Genomic DNA, 17,188 nt, shown 5'->3' with positions numbered 1-17,188 from the left:
AGTTTCCCAAAGTATTCATCAGCCAGATAAAAGAGGTGCCATCCAAGCACCGCCATGTATATATCCCACCCCATTTCGCCATCAACACAGCTCGGTGTTCCATGTACAAATATTGGCCGCACCATCCGGGCATCGGATGAAAAAGCACCATAGCCAAACCGTGCAGCGCCATGCATCAAGGGCACTCTTCTCCCTGGCTCAGCCAATTTCCTTTGCCTGGGCGCTTATCCATTCGATGAATGCCTGGATCTTGGGGCATTGGCGATGGGGGAGCGTGGCCATGTAGTAACGTTGATTGCAGCGAACCGCCTTGCCCGGGAAGGGCTCCACCAGTTCGTTGCGCTCCAGCCGCTGGCGCACCAGGTTCTTGCGGCCCATGGCCACGCCGGCGTGATTCATGGCGGCGATGATGGCGAGATCGGAACGATCGAAGCCCATGCTCGACTGGCAGCCATCGAGGGAGACATCGGCCTGGCGAGCCCAGCTGCACCACTCGTCGGTATCCGAGTCATATCCCCAGGCCTGCCTGTCGTGCAGCAGGCGACAGTGGTTCAAGTTATCCGGGTTATTCAGCAACTGGTGTCGCTCGGCATATTCGGGGCTGCACACCGGCACCATGTATTCATCCATCAGCGGGTGGATGGCGAGCCGCTCCGGCACCTTGTCATCGAAATAGATCGTCAGATCGATACCATAGCCGTGCAGATTGACGTTCTCGTTGCCTGTCATGATGTTGAGATCGATCTGGGGATGCAGGCGAGAAAAATCCGCGAGCCGCGGCACCAGCCAGCACTGGGCGATGGAGGGACGGGAGTAGACGGTCAGGGAACCGGACAGCTCCTGATTCTTGATCTCCAGGATCTCCTGGTTGATGAACTCCAGCGATGACTTGAGCGCCCAGAACACCCGCTGCCCCTCCGTCGTCAGCACCACCTTGCGATGAAAGCGCTGGAACAGCTTGAAGCCGAGCTCCTCTTCCAGCGCGCTGATCCTGTGGCTCACCGCACTCGGGCTGAGCGCCAGCTCATCCGCCGCCAGGGCAAAGGAGCTGTGGCGGGCCGCCGCCTCGAAGGTGTGCAGCTTGGAGAGCTGATAGCCGCTGAGCAGCTTGTTTCTCGATACGTAGTTGTCTTCGGTATACATCCGCCTTCCCCGTCACAGGCTCAACATCGCCGTCATGATATCCCGGATGACCTGATTCAGGGTGAGGCAACCGAACCCAAGTCACATAAATACCGCTAAATGTGATGAATGTGGCACATTTGCATCAACTCAGCTCATCCAAGAGGCCATTTTCATCATTTGTCAGCCCGACGCCCTTCCCGTTCAATAGGCCCATCATTTATCTCTAATCATCCTTGTCGAGGCGCAGTATGAATTCTGAAGTGTGGGTCGTCGGTACCTTGCTGACTAGCATCATTCTGATTGTCGTCACCATAGTGAAGGGCAAGGTACATCCTTTCCTCGCCTTGCTGCTGGCGAGCTTCTATGTGGGCACCATGATGGGAATGAACCCCGTCAAGATGGTCAATGCCATGGAAGAGGGCATAGGCAGCACCCTGGGCTTTCTCGCCGCCGTCATCGGCCTTGGTACCATACTCGGCAAGATGATGGAGGTGTCAGGGGCGGCGGAGCGCATCGGCCTCGCCCTGCAAACATGCCGCTGGCTCTCGCCCCAGGTGATCATGGTGCTGGTCGGTCTGGTGTGCGGCATCACGCTGTTTGTCGAGGTCGGGGTGGTGCTGCTCATTCCGCTGGCCTTCTCCATCGCCCGCAAGACCAGAACCTCGCTGCTGACCCTGGCCATTCCGCTCTGTACCGCCCTGATGGCCGTGCACTGCATAGTGCCGCCCCACCCGGCCGCCCTCTATGTCACCAACCAGCTGGGTGCCGATGTGGGATCCGTCATCGTCTATGGTCTCGCGGTCGGACTCTTTGCCTCCCTGGTGGGCGGCCCGCTGTTTCTGAAGCTGCTCGGCAAGCGGGTGCCATTCAAGGAGGTGCCCGCCGCCTTTGCCGACATCCAGGCCCGCGATGAGGCAAGCCTCCCTACCTTGAGCGCTTCGCTGTTCACCGTGCTGCTGCCCATACTGCTGATGCTGGCCAAGACGGTGGCCGAGCTCAACATGGATCACGCAAGCCACCTCTATACCGTGCTGGAGTTTATCGGCAACCCCATCACCGCCATGTTCATCGCCGCCTTCACCGCCTATTACGTGCTGGGAATCCGTCAGCGTATGAAGATGGAAGGGCTGCTGGACCAAACAGAGCAGTGTTTCTCCTCCATTGCCAACATCTTGCTGATCATCGGCGCGGGTGGCGCCTTCAACGGCGTACTCAAGGCCAGCGGCCTGGGGGACAGCCTGGCGACCATCCTCTCCCAGCTGGACATGCACCCCATACTGCTGGCCTGGCTGGTCGCCATCATATTGCACGCCGCCGTGGGCTCGGCCACCGTCGCCATGATGGGGGCCACCGCCATCGTCTCCCCCATCATGGTGCACTACCCCGAGATAAGCCCCGAGATCATGACGCTCGCCATCGGCTCAGGCGCCATCGGCTGCACCATGGTGACAGACTCCCTGTTCTGGCTGGTCAAACAGTATTGCGGTGCCACCCTGAACGAAACGCTCAAGTACTACACCAGTGCCACCTTTGTCGCCTCCCTGATGGCGCTGGCCGGTACCTTCCTGCTCTCCTATATCGTGTAACAAGACCGAGACATCCCATGAAAAACATCGACGTCCAACAACTCATTACCCAATTCCCGCTGGTTCGCTCCCTGATCGCACTCGAACCCGTGACCTGGTTCAACCCCAAGGCCACCACGCTGGCGATCGGTCTGCCCTATGTGGGCCTGGATGGCAACGATGTGGCGGATGCCTCCGCCCGCCTCGCCCGCTTCGCCCCCTACATGTGCGACGCCTTCCCCGAGACCCGCGTCAGCAAGGGCATTCTGGAGTCCGAGATAGCGGCCATCCCGGCCATGCAGGCAACGCTCAATGCGCGTTACGGCATCGAGGTAACCGGCAAGTTGCTGCTGAAAAAAGACAGCCACCTGCCCATCTCCGGCTCCATCAAGGCCCGTGGCGGCATCTATGAGGTGCTGACCCACGCCGAACGGCTGGCCATCAAGGCCGGGTTGCTCTGCGAAGAGGACGACTATCGCAAGCTGTTCACGGACGAGTTCCGCCAGTTCTTCGGCCAGTACAGCATTGCGGTGGGCTCGACCGGCAACCTCGGCATGTCCATCGGCATCATGAGTGCCAAGCTCGGTTTCACCGTCACCGTCCACATGTCTGCCGATGCACGGGAGTGGAAGAAGCGCAAGTTGCGCGAACATGGCGTCATCGTGGTGGAATATGCCGAAGATTACGGGGTAGCGGTAGAGCAGGGTCGCAAGGAAGCCGAGCGCGATCCCAACTGCTTCTTCATCGACGACGAGAACTCCCGCACCCTGTTCCTCGGCTACTCGGTGGCCGGTGAGCGGGTGAAGAAGCAGTTCGACGAGATGGGCATCAAAGTGGATGCCGAGCATCCGCTGTTCGTCTACCTGCCCTGCGGCGTCGGTGGCGGCCCGGGCGGCGTGGCCTTTGGCCTCAAGCTCGCATTTGGGGACCATGTGCACTGCTTCTTCGCCGAGCCGACCCACTCCCCCTGCATGTTGCTCGGGGTCCATACCGGCTTGCACGATGCCATTGCAGTGCAGGATCTGGGGATCGACAACCTCACCGCCGCCGACGGTCTCGCGGTGGGGCGCGCCTCCGGTTTCGTCGGCCGCGCCATGGAGCGGCTGCTGTCAGGCTTCTACACCCTGAGCGATCAGGAGATGTATGACCTGCTGGGGCTGCTGGCGCGGGACGAACAGATCAAGCTCGAGCCTTCCGCCCTGGCAGGCATGCCGGGCCCCTGGCGGGTCAGTGCCGATGGCGAGTGGCAGACATCGCACGGTCTGGATGCCCGACGCATGATGCAGGCCACCCACCTGGTCTGGGCCACCGGCGGTGGCATGGTGCCCGCCGAGGAGATGGAAAAATACCTCGCCACTGCCCATCTCTGATCTTTTTTTCAACTGAAAAACCCGCCACCCTGGCGGGTTTTTCTCTTCTGGGATCAGCAAGATGGCATGCTCTTTGCCCAAGCTTTGCCGTCCCCCTCACCCCTCCTCCTGCCGTCAATCCCCCCAAGTTGGTTATTTTGTGATACGATAGGGGCCGTTTTTTGACATCTGCGCCCCGTTGTCGCCTTGATCCTGCAAGATCACCACCTAGTCCGGTGGGCACAGCGAGCGGCGGCGCAGCACCACAAGTGACCCGGTTGAGTCAATGCTGGCGACCTGTGCCAGCGAGCGACACGACACCAGGGGCACCTTAGATAAGGAGATCGGGCTATGAAACAGTATCAAAGCTGGCTTGGACAATATCTGATGAGCCGTCGCGATGGCGATCACGCCATGGCGTCCGAGCTCGCCAACTCCATCTGCGAGTTCTGGCAGACGCAGGGCGATGAAGCCGAAAGCAGCAAGTGGCAACAGCTCTATCAACAGCACGTGGAAAAGACCACCTGATTACAGGTGCACCTTCAGGCCAGCGGCCTGTCACCCATAAAAAAACCGGCGCTCAGGGCGCCGGTTTTGCATTTTTTGCATTAAGAGAACCGGATTACATCTGGTCGACCATGTCCTGGGCGAACTGGGAGCAGGAGCGCAGGGTGGCACCTTCCATCAGACGCTCGAAGTCATAAGTCACGGTCTTGTTGGCGATGGCTGCCTCCATGCCCTTGACGATAAGATCGGCCGCTTCGACCCAGCCCATATGGCGCAGCATCATCTCGGCGGAGAGGATGAGGGAACCCGGGTTGACCTTGTCCTGACCGGCGTACTTGGGCGCGGTACCGTGGGTCGCCTCGAACAGGGCCACACCGTCGCCGATGTTGGCGCCAGGCGCGATGCCGATACCACCGACCTGAGCGGCCAAGGCGTCGGAGATGTAGTCACCGTTCAAGTTCATACAGGCGATGACGTCATACTCGGCCGGACGCAGCAGGATCTGCTGCAGGAAGGCATCGGCGATGACGTCCTTGACGATGATGGTCTTGCCGGTCTTCGGGTTCTTGAAGGAGCACCAGGGGCCGCCGTCAATGAGCTGGGCATCGTACTCTTTCTGGGCCAGGGCATAGCCCCAATCCTTGAAGGCACCTTCGGTGAACTTCATGATGTTGCCCTTGTGCACCAGGGTCACGGAGTCGCGATCGTTGTCGATAGCGTACTCGATGGCGGCACGGACCAGACGCTCGGTACCGGCCTTGGACATGGGCTTGATGCCGATGCCGCAGGACTCGGGGAAGCGGATCTTCTTCACGCCCATCTCGTTTTGCAGGAAGGCGATCACCTTCTTGGCTTCATCGCTGTCCGCCTTCCACTCGATGCCGGCGTAGATGTCTTCGGCGTTCTCGCGGAAGATCACCATGTCGGTCAGCTCGGGGTGCTTGACCGGGCTCGGGGTCCCTTCGTAGTAACGAACCGGACGCAGGCAGATGTAGAGATCCAGCTCCTGACGCAGGGCCACGTTGAGGGAGCGAATACCGCCACCGACCGGGGTGGTCAGCGGGCCCTTGATGGCCACGCAGTATTCACGAATGAAATCCAGGGTTTCGGCCGGCAGCCAGGCACCTTCGCCATAGACATGAGTCGATTTCTCGCCGGTATAAATCTCCATCCAGGCGATTTTGCGCTCGCCCTTGTAGGCTTTCTCGACCGCAGCGTTCACCACGTTCAGCATGGCCGGGGTCACGTCCACACCGATACCATCCCCTTCGATAAACGGAATGATGGGATTGTGGGGAACCTGCAGCTTGCCGCTGGCATCGACGGTGATTTTCTGACCCTGGGTCGGGATAACTACTTTGCTTTCCATCGGCATCTCCTAACTTCCGTTTGTTATCAATCTGATCGTTGATCGTTGCGCGCGGCCATCTTAGCCCATCCATTTGCATAATCAAATGGCGGGCGTGCATGTCCGACCATAGTCGAGTACTGGATCACAATGCCCACCCTCTCCCCCCGGGATGAGGATCCTGCCATTGCCATCGAGGCATGGCGCCCGCCTTTGTCATGGCGTCAGGCTCTCGCTCTGCCCCTGGGGCTGGCTCAGGGCGCGGTACTGGGAGGGGGTGAGCCCGGTCTTCTGCTTGAACACCCGGCAGAAATAGTTCACATCCATGTAACCACAGCGGCTCGCCACCTCTTCGAGACGGAAGCGGTATTTTTTCAGCATGAACTTGGCCCTATCGATGCGTACCCAGCTGATGTAGTCCGCCAGGCGCATGTGGCCCTGCTCGCGAAACAGGTGGGAGAGGTGGCTCGCCGAGACGTTGAAGCGGTGGGCAATGGAATCACGGCTGATGGGGCGGTGAAAATTCTCCTGGATATAGATGCAGATGCCGTGAAACAGCTCAGCCCCTCGCGGCCGCTCGAAGGCGGACTCCGTCAGCAGTTGACGGGCGCTGGTGAGCAGCGCCTGCAACAGGTGGTTGTCGGTGGGGGAGCGGCCCTGATCTTCCACCAGCACGTTGAGGGCCGCCAGTATGTGTTCGTTCACATGACCGGCCCGGGCCATGATGCTGTGCTTTTGCACGTCGAAGAAATCCGGGTCCTCCCGCCGTTTGCTCACCAGGCTGAAACCGAGCTGACGCTTGCCAAACAGCAGGCTCAGCACAGAGCAGTCCGTGGTCCAGAGCGGCTTGTTCCAGCCGTTGGGGGGGATGTAGAGCGCCTGCCCCGGCAACACGCTGACCTCCTGGCAACCCGACTCCCTGTCCCAGATCTGGTTGAGGTACTCACCGCTGAACACCAGCTCGAGGCGCGGGAAGTTGACCTGATAGCTGAAGCCGGGGGGCACCCCCTGATCCTGGGCGAACCAGATCTGCTCGAAGGGAACTTGGTCGTGGAGAGCGCCGTCGAGCAGCTGGCTGAAGATGAGTGACATGATGATCCCGATCAAGAGAGAGGCAAGCGATTGCGGCGGCAAAGGCCGCCCATGTTATAGTCCGGGCCGGACCGTCAATTCCACCCTTTTCTTCACCCGACTTTCTTCACACCAAATGAGGCGTCCCTTATGAGCAGTCGCGATCTGCCCTCCTTTTTGTTGATGCAAAATCCGATTCAAGGCTACGACTGGGGCAGCCATGACGCCCTGACCACCCTGTTTGGCATCCCCAATCCAACTGGCAAACCCCAGGCGGAACTCTGGATGGGGGCCCACCCCAACGGCTGCTCCGAGGTGGTGCTGGCGGGGGATGTGCAGAAACTCTCGACCCTGATAAACAGCGCCCCCGCCGCCGTGTTGGGGGACGCCACCCAGGCCCGCTTCGGCAGCCTGCCCTTCCTGTTCAAGGTGCTGTGCGCCGAAAATGCCCTCTCCATCCAGGTGCACCCAAGCAAGGCCCAGGCTGAAGCCGGTTTTGCCAGGGAAGAGGCCGCCGGCATCGATATCAAGGCGAGCAATCGCAACTACAAGGACCCCAACCACAAGCCGGAGCTGGTGTTTGCCCTCACCCCCTATCAGGCGATGAACGGCTTTCGCGCCATTCCCGCCATCCTGGCGCTGTTCGAGCGGGTCAAGCTGGCGACCATCGCCGATCTGGTCGCGGACCTTGCCGCCAATCAGAACGAAGCGGGCTTGCAACACTTCTTCCACCAGTTGCTGATCCTGACCGGGCCACGCAAGGAAGACGCCCTGGCGGGTCTGCTGGCCTATGCCGCCGCCCATCAGGACGAGGAGACCTTTGCCCTCGTCACCAGTCTGGCCGCCCAGTATCCGGGGGATGTGGGCCTCTTCTCGCCGCTCTTGCTGAACGTGGTGACCCTGCAGCCGGGTCAGGCCATGTATCTGGATGCCTGCACCCCCCACGCCTATGTGCGCGGCACCGGCCTCGAGATCATGGCCAACTCCGACAACGTGCTACGCGCCGGGCTGACCCCCAAGTACATAGACGTGGCCGAGCTGCTGGACTGCACCCGCTGCCTGGCCAAGCCGGACGACCAGATCCTGCTCAGTCCCCGCATGGAAGGCGCCGTGCAGCACTACGACGTCCCCGTACCGGACTTCACCTTCAGCGTCTACCCGGCTGGTGAGCATGCACTCACCACCGCCAGCGCCGAGATCCTGTTTGCCATCGATGGCACCGTCATCCTTCAGCAAGGTAAGCAGTCACTGCGCCTGGAGAAAGGGCAATCCGCCTTTATCCCCGCCGCCACCGGCAGCTACCAGCTGCTGGCCGATGGCCGGGTCGCCCGTGCTGGCAACCGCTGCTAAGACATCATCAGCAACATCGTGAATAGACGAGGGCCATCTTCTGATGGCCCTCGCTTCGAAGGCTTCCCCATGCATGATCCCTTGACTCCATCAGTCCCGCTCACCGCCCAGCTTCCCAAGGCGCAGCCAATTCTTAGCCCGCGCAATGAACGCTGGGTGCGAACACGGTTCCTGCGCCGGGGTGGCCTGTGAGCCTGGATCTCGGCGGACTGATGCCGCTCTGGACGCTGTTCCAGCAACAACCTCTGGCACAGGGCATCGGCCTCGCCGCCATGCTGGTCGGGATCAGCGCCTTCCGGCAACGGGATGACGGGCGCTTTCGGTTGCGGCTCTGCCTCTATCAGGCGGCCATCGCCCTCCACTTCTTCCTGATGGGGGCCGGCACCGCGGCCCTCAGTGCAGGCCTCAGTTGCATTCGCACCACCGCCTCTGGGTACACCCGCAGCCCCTGGGTGATGCTGTTGTTCCTGCTTCTGGTCTGGGGGCTCGGCATTCCCGGGATCACCAGCGCGGTACAGTGGCTGCCCATCATAGGTACCACCATCGGCACCTGGGGACTGTTTCGGGCCCAGGGCATCACGCTGCGACTCAGCATGCTGGCGGGTGGCCTGTGCTGGACCAGCCACAACATCTTGATCGGCTCCATCGGCGGCAGCCTGATTGAGCTGAGCTTCCTGTTCGTCAACTGCCACACCATGTACCGCATGTGGCGACAACCGCAGTCGAGCCCTGCCTGATCCCTTGCCCTCAGGTGTCGCTGGCCGCAGTCAAGGAATGAGGAAGGCCGATAGCGGCCTTGAAAAAAACCACCGCCCTGAGTCAGGGCGGTGGTTTTTCATTATCTGCTCAACCGATGGCCATCACGGCCGTCGGGGGCTAGTGTTCTGCCGCTTCCGGCTGGGGAGCTTCCGAGCGTTCCCGCTGCAGTTCATCGACCCTGGCTTGCCATTTGTCATGGGCCTGTTTTTGCCCTTGTGACTCGAATTCCTGGCGCATGGTGTCGATTTCTTGGTCAAGTTTTTCCATCAGGATGTCTCCTTGTATCTCGGGTTACACACTGGCTGACGGCGCTGTTGGCCAACCTGCTCTATTCGATTGGACACCAATTATTCCCCGATTGTCCAACTAAATAAACGATTTATTATGCAAAAGCCAATCTATAAAACAGCAAAAAGCCTCTTGTGAGACCATATTAAACCCTCCAGAACAGGCGCGACAAAAACACACATTTAGCTTAATTATCAATTACTTGAATTCACAACACCCGACCTTTCCGCCGCCCTTTTCGAGGCCATCTGGTTATGCACATATTTTTTCACGCCCTCCGCTCAACTCCGCCTTGCCGGTGCACAACCGCTCCCGGGCCACACTTTTGCCGGATGGCTCACATTTCAGGGCGCGGCCATGGCGCACAAATCTCCAATCCTCTCGCCTGACTTTGGGTCGGCATGTCGCCGCCACCTTCTGATAAGATCGTCAAAAAACAAATCAACCATCTGTTTTAAAAAGAAATAAAAAATAATCCTCCGTTCTGGAAAGACGATATCAAAATGCGAACGGGGTCACAGGATGAGGTGGGCGACACAAAAATCCAGTAAAGGGCACATATGTCCGATTTCGACCCGGGGGTAAGGGCGAAACAATAGGCGGGTCAATTGTTACTCATCACAACGGCTCCAAGAAGGAGCCAGGAGACACCTATGCTCACCTCCTTGATAGACGAAGGACTGATCTGCCTTGACATAGCGGCCAATGACAAACAGGGGCTCTTTGTGGAGCTGGCTGCCCGGCTCAAGGCCAGCGGCAAGATAGCCAATCAGGATCAATTCGTGCGCGACCTCTGGGCGCGAGAAAACCTCGACAACACAGGGTTTGAACAGGGAGTTGCCCTGCCCCACGCCAAGAGCGAGGCGGTGCTGCAGCCCGCCATCGTCATCGGCATCAGCCGTCAGGGCATCGACTACGGCGCCGAAGATGGCTTGCCCTCCAGGCTGTTCTTCATGATTGCCTCCCCGGCAGGGGGCGCCAACCACCATATCGAGGTGCTGGCCGAGCTCTCCACCAAGCTGCTGGAGCCCGGCTTCATTGCCGGAATGCAGGCTGCCACCAGCAAGGCAGAGGTGCTCAAGCTGCTGGCGGCGGCGCCTCCGACCAGCCTCCGACCACAGACAAAAGTTCAACCCCAGCCGTCAGAGCCGGTCGATCGCAGCCTCAAGGGCCAGCTCAATACCCTCAAGCAGCACCTGCTGTTCGGCACCTCCCACATGATCCCCTTCATCGTCGCGGGGGGCGTCTTGCTGTCACTCTCGGTGATGATGAGCGGCAAGGGTGCCGTACCCGAGGCCGGGGTACTCAAGGACATGGCCGACATGGGGATCGCGGGGCTGACCCTGTTTACCGCCGTGCTCGGTGGCTATATCGCCTACTCCATGGCGGACAAACCGGGCCTGGCCCCCGGCATGATCGGCTCCTGGATTGCGGTGCAGCAGTTCCACACTGGCTTTCTCGGCGCCATCCTGGTGGGCTTTATCGCCGGCCTCATCGTCAATCAGCTCAAACGCATCAAGCTGCCGGACTCCATGAGTTCGCTCGGCTCCATCTTCATCTACCCGCTGATCGGCACCTTCCTGGTGTGCGGCATCGTCATGTGGGTCATCGGGGCGCCCATCGCCGCCATGATGGAGGGGATGAACCACTGGCTCTCCAGCATGGCGGGCTCCGGCAAGGTGATGCTGGGCGCCATCCTCGGCGGCATGACCGCCTTTGACATGGGCGGCCCCATCAACAAGGTCGCCACCCTGTTCGCCCAGACCCAGGTCAACACCCAACCCTGGCTGATGGGGGGTGTCGGCATCGCCATCTGCGTGCCGCCGCTCGGCATGGCGCTGGCGACCCTGCTCTCGCCCAAGCGCTACAAGAAGGAGGAGCGTGAAGCAGGCAAGGCGGCCGCCATCATGGGCATGATCGGCATCAGCGAGGGGGCCATTCCCTTTGCCGCCGCCGATCCGGTGCGCGTCATCCCGGCCATCGTCGCGGGCGGCATCGTCGGCAACGTCACCGGCTTCATGATGCACAGCATCAACCACGCCCCTTGGGGCGGCTGGATAGTACTGCCGGTGGTGGAAGGCAAGATGGGCTATATCCTCGGCACCATCCTCGGTGCCCTGACCACGGCCCTTGTCGTCAACCTGCTGAAAAAGCCGGTGACCGACGAGGAAGAGGTCACCACCCCGGATGGCGGCTATGAGGCCATCGAAGCAGAAGGAGAAGCTGACGTACTCGCCATCACCGCCTGCCCCTCCGGCGTCGCCCATACCTTCCTCGCCGCCAAGAGCCTGCAAAAGGCGGCCGCCAAGGCGGGGATCAAGCTGAAAGTGGAGACCCAGGGCGCCAACGGCATCATCAACCGCATCACGGCAAAGGACGTGGCCAACGCCCGCTGCGTCATCCTGGCCCATGACGTGGCCATCAAGCACCGGGATCGCTTCGCCAATATCGACATCATCGATGTCAAAACGAAGGATGCTATCCACAATCCAGATGGATTGCTGGCCCGCACCCTGGAAGGCAGCAGCAAGGTAGCCTGACGAGGCTGAATTAGCCGTGCTGAACATAAGGGGCCCCGAGGCCCCTTTTTGCCGTGGCAGGAGATGCGGTTGCGAGCTCACCGCCCCTGCACCACGCCTTGCCATCCCCATAAGCAATCCGGCGCCAATGGTGGGCGCCGGATAGGTCGTGGTGACTGCTCAGCCAGGCTGGCTTGTCTGGTCTATGCGCCGCAGGATCAGGGGGTCGGCTTGACCAGGGTATCGAGTCCGCTCACCACCAGGGTGCCTCTGCCTCGGGTCATCTTGTGGAAGTTGGTGCCTTGCTGGGATGGATTGTCTGTCCTGGCCAGCAGGGTGGCCCCGTTGTTGTAGTTCTGGATCTCGGTGGCGGTGAGTGGCCGATCAGACAGGATCAGCAGCAGAACACGGAACGTCTTCCGCGAGTTAACGGCGCTCGGCACCCTGGGTTTCTGGTCGGCCGGGATCAGGGCATAGGCATAGAGACTGGCGGGATCCGTCATCTCGGAGGCGTCCATCAACCCCATCAGGTAGAGCTCGATATCGGCGTAATTCGCACTCACATCGTTCAACTGCCCCTTGATCCCAAGCTCGTTTCCCCAGTGGCCAGGATAGCTGGTCGGCACCACCCAGTTTGCCCAGCGATGGGTCATCTCATGCAGGATGGGCCCGTAGGTGGAGGTCGACAGATACTGCTTCTTGTACAAGAAGGAAATGCCCTGCAGCTTGCCGTCCGAGTGAAACACCGCCGTGTTATCAAACATAGAGAGCCCGATACCAGAGACGTCGTTCTTGATGTGGGTGAACTCGCCGGTGGGCATACCCAGGGGCTTCGCCTCGTTGTTCATCAGCACGGTGATAAAGTCGAACTGGTCCTGAAACTGGCCATAGACCCGCCCGGTCAGATCTTTCAGCGCCGCCTGCCCCTCGGGGGAGTTGATGGAGGTCGCATTCCAGAATGCGAACGCCTCCGGGCTCAGTTGCAACGAGGCTATCTGGTTTTGCCGCGGTTCGATGACGATGGGGGCCTCAGGGGCCATCGGCATCACGGTGAGCTGCGCCGACGTGCTGGTGACACCGCCCAGATTGGCGGTAATGAGCGCCATCCCCTCGCTCAGACCGATCGCCTCCCCCCGGCTACCAGAGGCATTGCTGATGGGCGCGACGGCAGACGCATCGGAGGACCAGAAGGTGGCCTCGTCGTCCGTCACATCCTGGTTGCTGCCATCGGAGAGGGTGGCCATGGCCTGATACTGCACCTTGTCCCCCACCATCACGGAGGCATCCGGTGGCGTCACGTCCAGGCTGGTCACCACGGCGGATGATACCGTCACCGGGGCCGAATCGGTGAAGGCTGCACCGTCGAGCGTGCCATTCGCCATGATGGTGGCAGTTCCCACCGCCAGGCCGGTCACCAGCCCCTTGCTCCCCGCCTGGTTGCTGACGCTCGCAATCCCGGGTTGGTTGCTTTGCCACTGAATGAGGGGGTTGTCGGTGACATCGAACGAGGTCCCATCGGTGAGATAGGCCGTGGCGGCAACCTGTGTTTGCAGACCGACCGCAATGTCACCCCCCATCAATTGCACCTCGATCCCGATGACGGCGGCCGAGCTCACCCTGAGCGACTCGGTCGCCTCGAGAGAAACTCCGTTCACCATGCCGCTCACTCCTATGGTGACACTCCCCGGTGTCAGCCCGGTGACCAGCCCGGTCTCGCTGATACTCGCCACCGCCGGATCGCTGCTGCTCCAGGTCAAGGCGTCATGTCCGGTCACCTCGATGGGGTCACTGCCATCGGACAGGGCGGCAAATGCGTGCACCTGCGCGCTCAATCCCATGGGTAACGGATCCTCCGGCGTATGGATATCCAGCCCGGTGATCACGGCATCCGTCACCGCCAGCGGGACAGAAGCCTGGAAGGACGCGTCGTTGAGGGTGCCACTGGCCTCAATGTTCGGCTCCCCGACTGCTACCCCGGTGGCGACGCCCTTCTTGCCGGCGTCGTTGCTGACCAGGGCGCTGCCCTCGTCACTGCTGCGCCACTGCAGGCCTGCTGCGTTGGTCACGTCTCGCGACTGGCCGTCGGAGAAGGTGGCGATGGCCACGAAGGTCTGACTCAATCCCACCGGTACTCTGGCCATGGTCGGGGTCAGTTGCAGCTCGGTCACATAGGCATCGATCACCTCCACCCTGGCGGTGGCGCTGTGAGATTCACCATTGACAGTGCCCGTCGTGGTAATGGTGGCCGTGCCCGGGCCAACCCCGGTGGCGAGGCCCTGCTCATCCACGGTGACCACGGCGGTGTCGCTGCTGGTCCAGACGATGTCAGGATGACGGGTCACGTCCTGCACAGCACCATCATCCCAGGTCGCCTGCGCCTGGAACTGCTGCTCGACGCCGACGGGAAACCTGGCCTCCTTGGGACTTATCTGCAGCGAGGCGAGGGAGGAACCCTCCCCCGTTGAACCCTCATCGTCATCGCCGCCACACCCCAACAGCGCCAGGGCTGCCAATCCTGCTATCAAAAACTTGCCCAATGCCATTACCCATTTCTCCCTAAACCATTCCCTTGTCCGACTCGCCCAGAGTGAGCCGGGGCCGCCTGTCGCTACGGCTGTTTGAACCTGGCGGGGAGTAGAACAACGGGGCATTTTGCCGTCCACCGAAAGCCACGGCGAAGACAGGCTGGGTTAAGAAAACCGCGATGAAACCAGGCAATCCGCCCCTGGTCCATCGCCGCCCCCGGCGTACGCCAATGAATGAGGCCCTTTCGGGCCCCTGTCATTGCCAATCAGGACTCATGGCGCCGGGCGCAGGCTGAGTGTCATACCAAGGCTCATGCGATCCCCTCGGCCGAGCAGGCGCAAGCCGGGGTGACCGGCCAGGTGGTGGGCATTGGCTGCGTGACTCCGGGGTTCCAGACAGACAAAGCCTCTGACCTCATCGGGCATGTGAATAGGTGACATCTGCCATCCCATGAGAACACAGGGCCAGACAGAGATGGCGACATCAGCCATCCGTTTCTACGAATCCAGAAGCCTGCTCAGCAAGGTGAGCGATATCGAGGCACGGGAGGCTCGACTGCGTCAGAACAAGCTGCCGTTGCAGGCCTGCTCCCGCCGGAGGAGCCCAACCCCGACGAGATGTCGTGCGAGGAGAACGCCGCCCGGGTATTGGCCAGCATGGGCATACTGTCCCCAGGGCAGCCCTGAGCCCGGCACGATCGGCTTGGCGCGCTTGCCCTCCTCTGCTGCCCCGCCAGCCCCCCGTCCCTTGTCACAAAGAGGATTGCACTTGCCATCGATAAGGCATCCCGGTGCAGACGCCGTCCGCGCCCCTCGCAACCAAGGGCCCTTGTCTCGGGGAATTTATTGATCTTGAACAGGATTTATCCAGTATGGCGTTTTGCAAAATCATGCCATTGGTTAACATGTTTACCTCATCGCCAGCCATGGCGAGGGAATGTCCATGGGGGGGGGCGCCACGGCTCGAAGAGTGCCGCAGGGTCACCATATGTTCGGTATCAATGGCTCGATTTATTGGCACTAGATAGCTGAGGTAGACGATGTACGGATTGGCACTGTTGTTACATATACTGGCGGCCACCATCTGGACGGGGGGACACATAGTGCTGTCGGTGGTCGTACTGCCAAAGGTATTGAGAGAACGCTCACCCGCCAGGTTGCTGGAGTTTGAGTCGGTTTACGAAAAGATCGGCATGCCGGCACTGATCATCCAGGTGATAACGGGCCTGTTTCTGGCCTATCGAATGCTGCCGGATGTCAGCCAGTGGCTGGACTTTTCCAATCCCCTCTCCCACCCGATCCTGTTGAAACTGTCGCTGCTGACCTTGACGCTCTGCTTCGCCATGAGTGCACGGTTTAGAGTCATCCCCCATCTGTCCGAGAAAAACCTCACCACCATGGCCTGGCATATCATCCCGGTGACGATTATCTCCATCCTGTTTGTCATCACCGGCGTGTCGTTCAGAACCGGGTGGTTCTATTGATGCTTGGGAATGAGCAGGACTAAAATATCCATTCCCCGGTATAGCATCCCGGCTTTAACTCCCCCAATACTGCCGGGTGGGCCGAATCGTTGAACCCGACGCCACCCAAGTCGGTTAGGCCGTGACACAGCCCCTGAACGGGGAGTTGAGAGCCAAGTGGAAAAGATTATGATGGGCGCCCCCCACCTCGAGAGCGACGCCAGTATGACAACCTTGAGCGAACCGTGCGAAATCCATCGTTGCGACCGCTGCGGCGAGCGCACCCGCCATATAGTGGTGCTGGTCCCTCGCGACCACAGCCAGGACGTGATGCCCAAAGAGCCGCGCAAGGCCTTCTGGCAAGCCTTTCGCGCCAGCCTGCTCACCAACACCGTATTTGGAGACAAGCTCGCCTACCTGGACCCTAATGTGCGACATCTTATCTGCGAACGCTGCGGCGAGACCTTTCTCGAGTATTGAGCCCTGTTCCTAGCGCCATGTCACAAAGTGGCTGGCGCCTCTGCGGTAACTCGAGTCAGCCCCGCCAATTCTGCGCTGGCCGCCCCCCTGAACAAGCCATTTGTTGATCCCGAGCCGGTTTTTATCGGCTCCCTGTGTTACTACCGCACCGCTTTGATTAAAATGTTCCACTTGGATACCAATGCCTTTGTGGAGTCGCATCCATGACACAGATCTATCACGCCATTTCAGGTCAATCGCAGATGAAAAGCAGCAAGTTGGAGGCTGAGATCCAGGGGCGGTAGCTTAGTCTGATGCAAAGGTGAAGGTCTTGAATATGTCTTCGCGAAAGTCCGATTACGCTGCGCTAATCGAACCTACAGTTCTAATCGGAGCGACACTTAACCGAGTGTATTAGAATCAGCATTCCGATTTTGCCAAGAAACTGACAGTATTGACTGATTAGATTTAAACGTCCTTTCAAACAACATTCCCGCAAAGAGCTTGTATTTGAGGTGTGGCTTCAAAATAATAGGTTAAGCATCTGATTTTTATCGCATTAATGGAGAATCAGTGTCAGAAACCACGATGACTCTCTGCACAAAAAAACATGTATAAGGAATGATTTTAGAGATGTACAGATCTAGTTATCGCCTGACACCGGCCTCAAACTGGATAACAAAACGGTACCCCTACCGTGTTATCTGGAGTCACCGTATGACTACTCCCTTTTGTGGGCAATTGTCAGGTTGTAGTGGTCAACTAAATCCGGACACTTGGTTAGGCCGATCCTCGGCTTTTGCTGGCGCGATCCCGTCATTGTGTTGATGTGGACGCCGCCAGTTGTAGTAATCCATCAG

13 protein-coding genes are annotated in these 17,188 nt (G+C 59.9%); 8 read left to right on the top strand and 5 right to left on the bottom strand.

Annotated elements, in window-relative coordinates:
• Positions 1 to 198 precede the first annotated feature (198 nt).
• The gene (dsdC, locus tag ACB039_RS13355; protein ID WP_043132497.1) at positions 199 to 1,143 is read right to left on the bottom strand and encodes a DNA-binding transcriptional regulator DsdC; all 945 of its coding nucleotides are present in this window, start codon (positions 1,141 to 1,143) and stop codon (positions 199 to 201) included.
• 230 nt (positions 1,144 to 1,373) lie between these two features.
• On the opposite strand from dsdC, the gene dsdX reads away from it, so the two are divergent.
• From dsdX to ACB039_RS13340, 3 genes are all read left to right on the top strand, one after another.
• Positions 1,374 to 2,711 (top strand): D-serine transporter DsdX, encoded by a 1,338-nt coding sequence (gene dsdX / locus ACB039_RS13350; protein WP_005332620.1) that lies wholly within the window; start codon positions 1,374 to 1,376, stop codon positions 2,709 to 2,711.
• A 17-nt stretch (positions 2,712 to 2,728) separates the two neighbouring features.
• Positions 2,729 to 4,060 carry a D-serine ammonia-lyase gene (locus tag ACB039_RS13345; RefSeq protein ID WP_005332623.1) on the top strand — a complete coding sequence of 444 codons (1,332 nt, stop codon included), beginning with the start codon at positions 2,729 to 2,731 and terminating at the stop codon, positions 4,058 to 4,060.
• Between the two features lie 330 nt (positions 4,061 to 4,390).
• Positions 4,391 to 4,567 (top strand): hypothetical protein, encoded by a 177-nt coding sequence (locus tag ACB039_RS13340; RefSeq protein ID WP_005328937.1) that lies wholly within the window; start codon positions 4,391 to 4,393, stop codon positions 4,565 to 4,567.
• 94 nt (positions 4,568 to 4,661) lie between these two features.
• Here ACB039_RS13340 and icd read toward each other — a convergent pair whose 3' ends face one another.
• Together icd and ACB039_RS13330 are read right to left on the bottom strand one after the other, a co-directional pair.
• The gene (icd, locus tag ACB039_RS13335) at positions 4,662 to 5,915 is read right to left on the bottom strand and encodes an NADP-dependent isocitrate dehydrogenase (protein ID WP_005328927.1); all 1,254 of its coding nucleotides are present in this window, start codon (positions 5,913 to 5,915) and stop codon (positions 4,662 to 4,664) included.
• A gap of 195 nt (positions 5,916 to 6,110) precedes the next feature.
• Complete coding sequence (locus ACB039_RS13330) at positions 6,111 to 6,986, bottom strand: helix-turn-helix transcriptional regulator (protein ID WP_041205357.1); 876 nt, start codon at positions 6,984 to 6,986, stop codon at positions 6,111 to 6,113.
• Positions 6,987 to 7,115: 129 nt separating this feature from the next.
• Here ACB039_RS13330 and manA point away from each other — a divergent pair, with 129 nt between their 5' ends.
• Entirely contained in the window at positions 7,116 to 8,315 is a 1,200-nt protein-coding gene (gene manA, locus ACB039_RS13325; RefSeq protein WP_005328923.1) for a mannose-6-phosphate isomerase, class I, read from the top strand.
• A 188-nt stretch (positions 8,316 to 8,503) separates the two neighbouring features.
• Complete coding sequence (locus ACB039_RS13320) at positions 8,504 to 9,052, top strand: YgjV family protein (protein ID WP_005328921.1); 549 nt, start codon at positions 8,504 to 8,506, stop codon at positions 9,050 to 9,052.
• Between the two features lie 139 nt (positions 9,053 to 9,191).
• Here the strand turns inward: ACB039_RS13320 and ACB039_RS13315 are convergent, their stop codons facing one another.
• Positions 9,192 to 9,341, bottom strand: a complete 150-nt coding sequence (locus tag ACB039_RS13315; RefSeq protein ID WP_005328920.1) for a hypothetical protein — start codon at positions 9,339 to 9,341, stop codon at positions 9,192 to 9,194.
• 674 nt (positions 9,342 to 10,015) lie between these two features.
• On the opposite strand from ACB039_RS13315, the gene ACB039_RS13310 reads away from it, so the two are divergent.
• The gene (locus tag ACB039_RS13310; RefSeq protein ID WP_005328918.1) at positions 10,016 to 11,902 is read left to right on the top strand and encodes a PTS fructose transporter subunit EIIC; all 1,887 of its coding nucleotides are present in this window, start codon (positions 10,016 to 10,018) and stop codon (positions 11,900 to 11,902) included.
• A gap of 197 nt (positions 11,903 to 12,099) precedes the next feature.
• On the opposite strand, the gene ACB039_RS13305 is transcribed toward ACB039_RS13310, so the two are convergent.
• Positions 12,100 to 14,424 (bottom strand): Ig-like domain-containing protein, encoded by a 2,325-nt coding sequence (locus ACB039_RS13305; protein ID WP_041205355.1) that lies wholly within the window; start codon positions 14,422 to 14,424, stop codon positions 12,100 to 12,102.
• A 1,040-nt stretch (positions 14,425 to 15,464) separates the two neighbouring features.
• Between ACB039_RS13305 and ACB039_RS13300 the strand changes: the two genes are divergently transcribed.
• Together ACB039_RS13300 and ACB039_RS13295 are read left to right on the top strand one after the other, a co-directional pair.
• Entirely contained in the window at positions 15,465 to 15,890 is a 426-nt protein-coding gene (locus ACB039_RS13300) for a CopD family protein (protein ID WP_226172071.1), read from the top strand.
• Between the two features lie 204 nt (positions 15,891 to 16,094).
• Positions 16,095 to 16,349 (top strand): hypothetical protein, encoded by a 255-nt coding sequence (locus tag ACB039_RS13295; protein ID WP_371165893.1) that lies wholly within the window; start codon positions 16,095 to 16,097, stop codon positions 16,347 to 16,349.
• The last annotated feature ends 839 nt before the right edge of the window (positions 16,350 to 17,188 follow it).

The sequence above is a fragment of the Aeromonas sp. S2(2024) genome (assembly GCF_041402505.1).
In the GTDB taxonomy this organism is placed as follows: Bacteria; Pseudomonadota; Gammaproteobacteria; order Enterobacterales; family Aeromonadaceae; genus Aeromonas; species Aeromonas media.
This window is presented reverse-complemented; position numbering and strand designations above follow the sequence as displayed.

Bases quoted from the DNA above. Each gene is read 5' to 3' on its own strand.
- dsdC (WP_043132497.1), bottom strand. From the start codon at position 1,143: ATGTATACCGAAGACAACTACGTATCGAGAAACAAGCTGCTCAGCGGC.
- dsdX (WP_005332620.1), top strand. From the start codon at position 1,374: ATGAATTCTGAAGTGTGGGTCGTCGGTACCTTGCTGACTAGCATCATT.
- ACB039_RS13345 (WP_005332623.1), top strand. From the start codon at position 2,729: ATGAAAAACATCGACGTCCAACAACTCATTACCCAATTCCCGCTGGTT.
- ACB039_RS13340 (WP_005328937.1), top strand. From the start codon at position 4,391: ATGAAACAGTATCAAAGCTGGCTTGGACAATATCTGATGAGCCGTCGC.
- icd (WP_005328927.1), bottom strand. From the start codon at position 5,915: ATGGAAAGCAAAGTAGTTATCCCGACCCAGGGTCAGAAAATCACCGTC.
- ACB039_RS13330 (WP_041205357.1), bottom strand. From the start codon at position 6,986: ATGTCACTCATCTTCAGCCAGCTGCTCGACGGCGCTCTCCACGACCAA.
- manA (WP_005328923.1), top strand. From the start codon at position 7,116: ATGAGCAGTCGCGATCTGCCCTCCTTTTTGTTGATGCAAAATCCGATT.
- ACB039_RS13315 (WP_005328920.1), bottom strand. From the start codon at position 9,341: ATGGAAAAACTTGACCAAGAAATCGACACCATGCGCCAGGAATTCGAG.
- ACB039_RS13310 (WP_005328918.1), top strand. From the start codon at position 10,016: ATGCTCACCTCCTTGATAGACGAAGGACTGATCTGCCTTGACATAGCG.
- ACB039_RS13305 (WP_041205355.1), bottom strand. From the start codon at position 14,424: ATGGCATTGGGCAAGTTTTTGATAGCAGGATTGGCAGCCCTGGCGCTG.
- ACB039_RS13295 (WP_371165893.1), top strand. From the start codon at position 16,095: ATGACAACCTTGAGCGAACCGTGCGAAATCCATCGTTGCGACCGCTGC.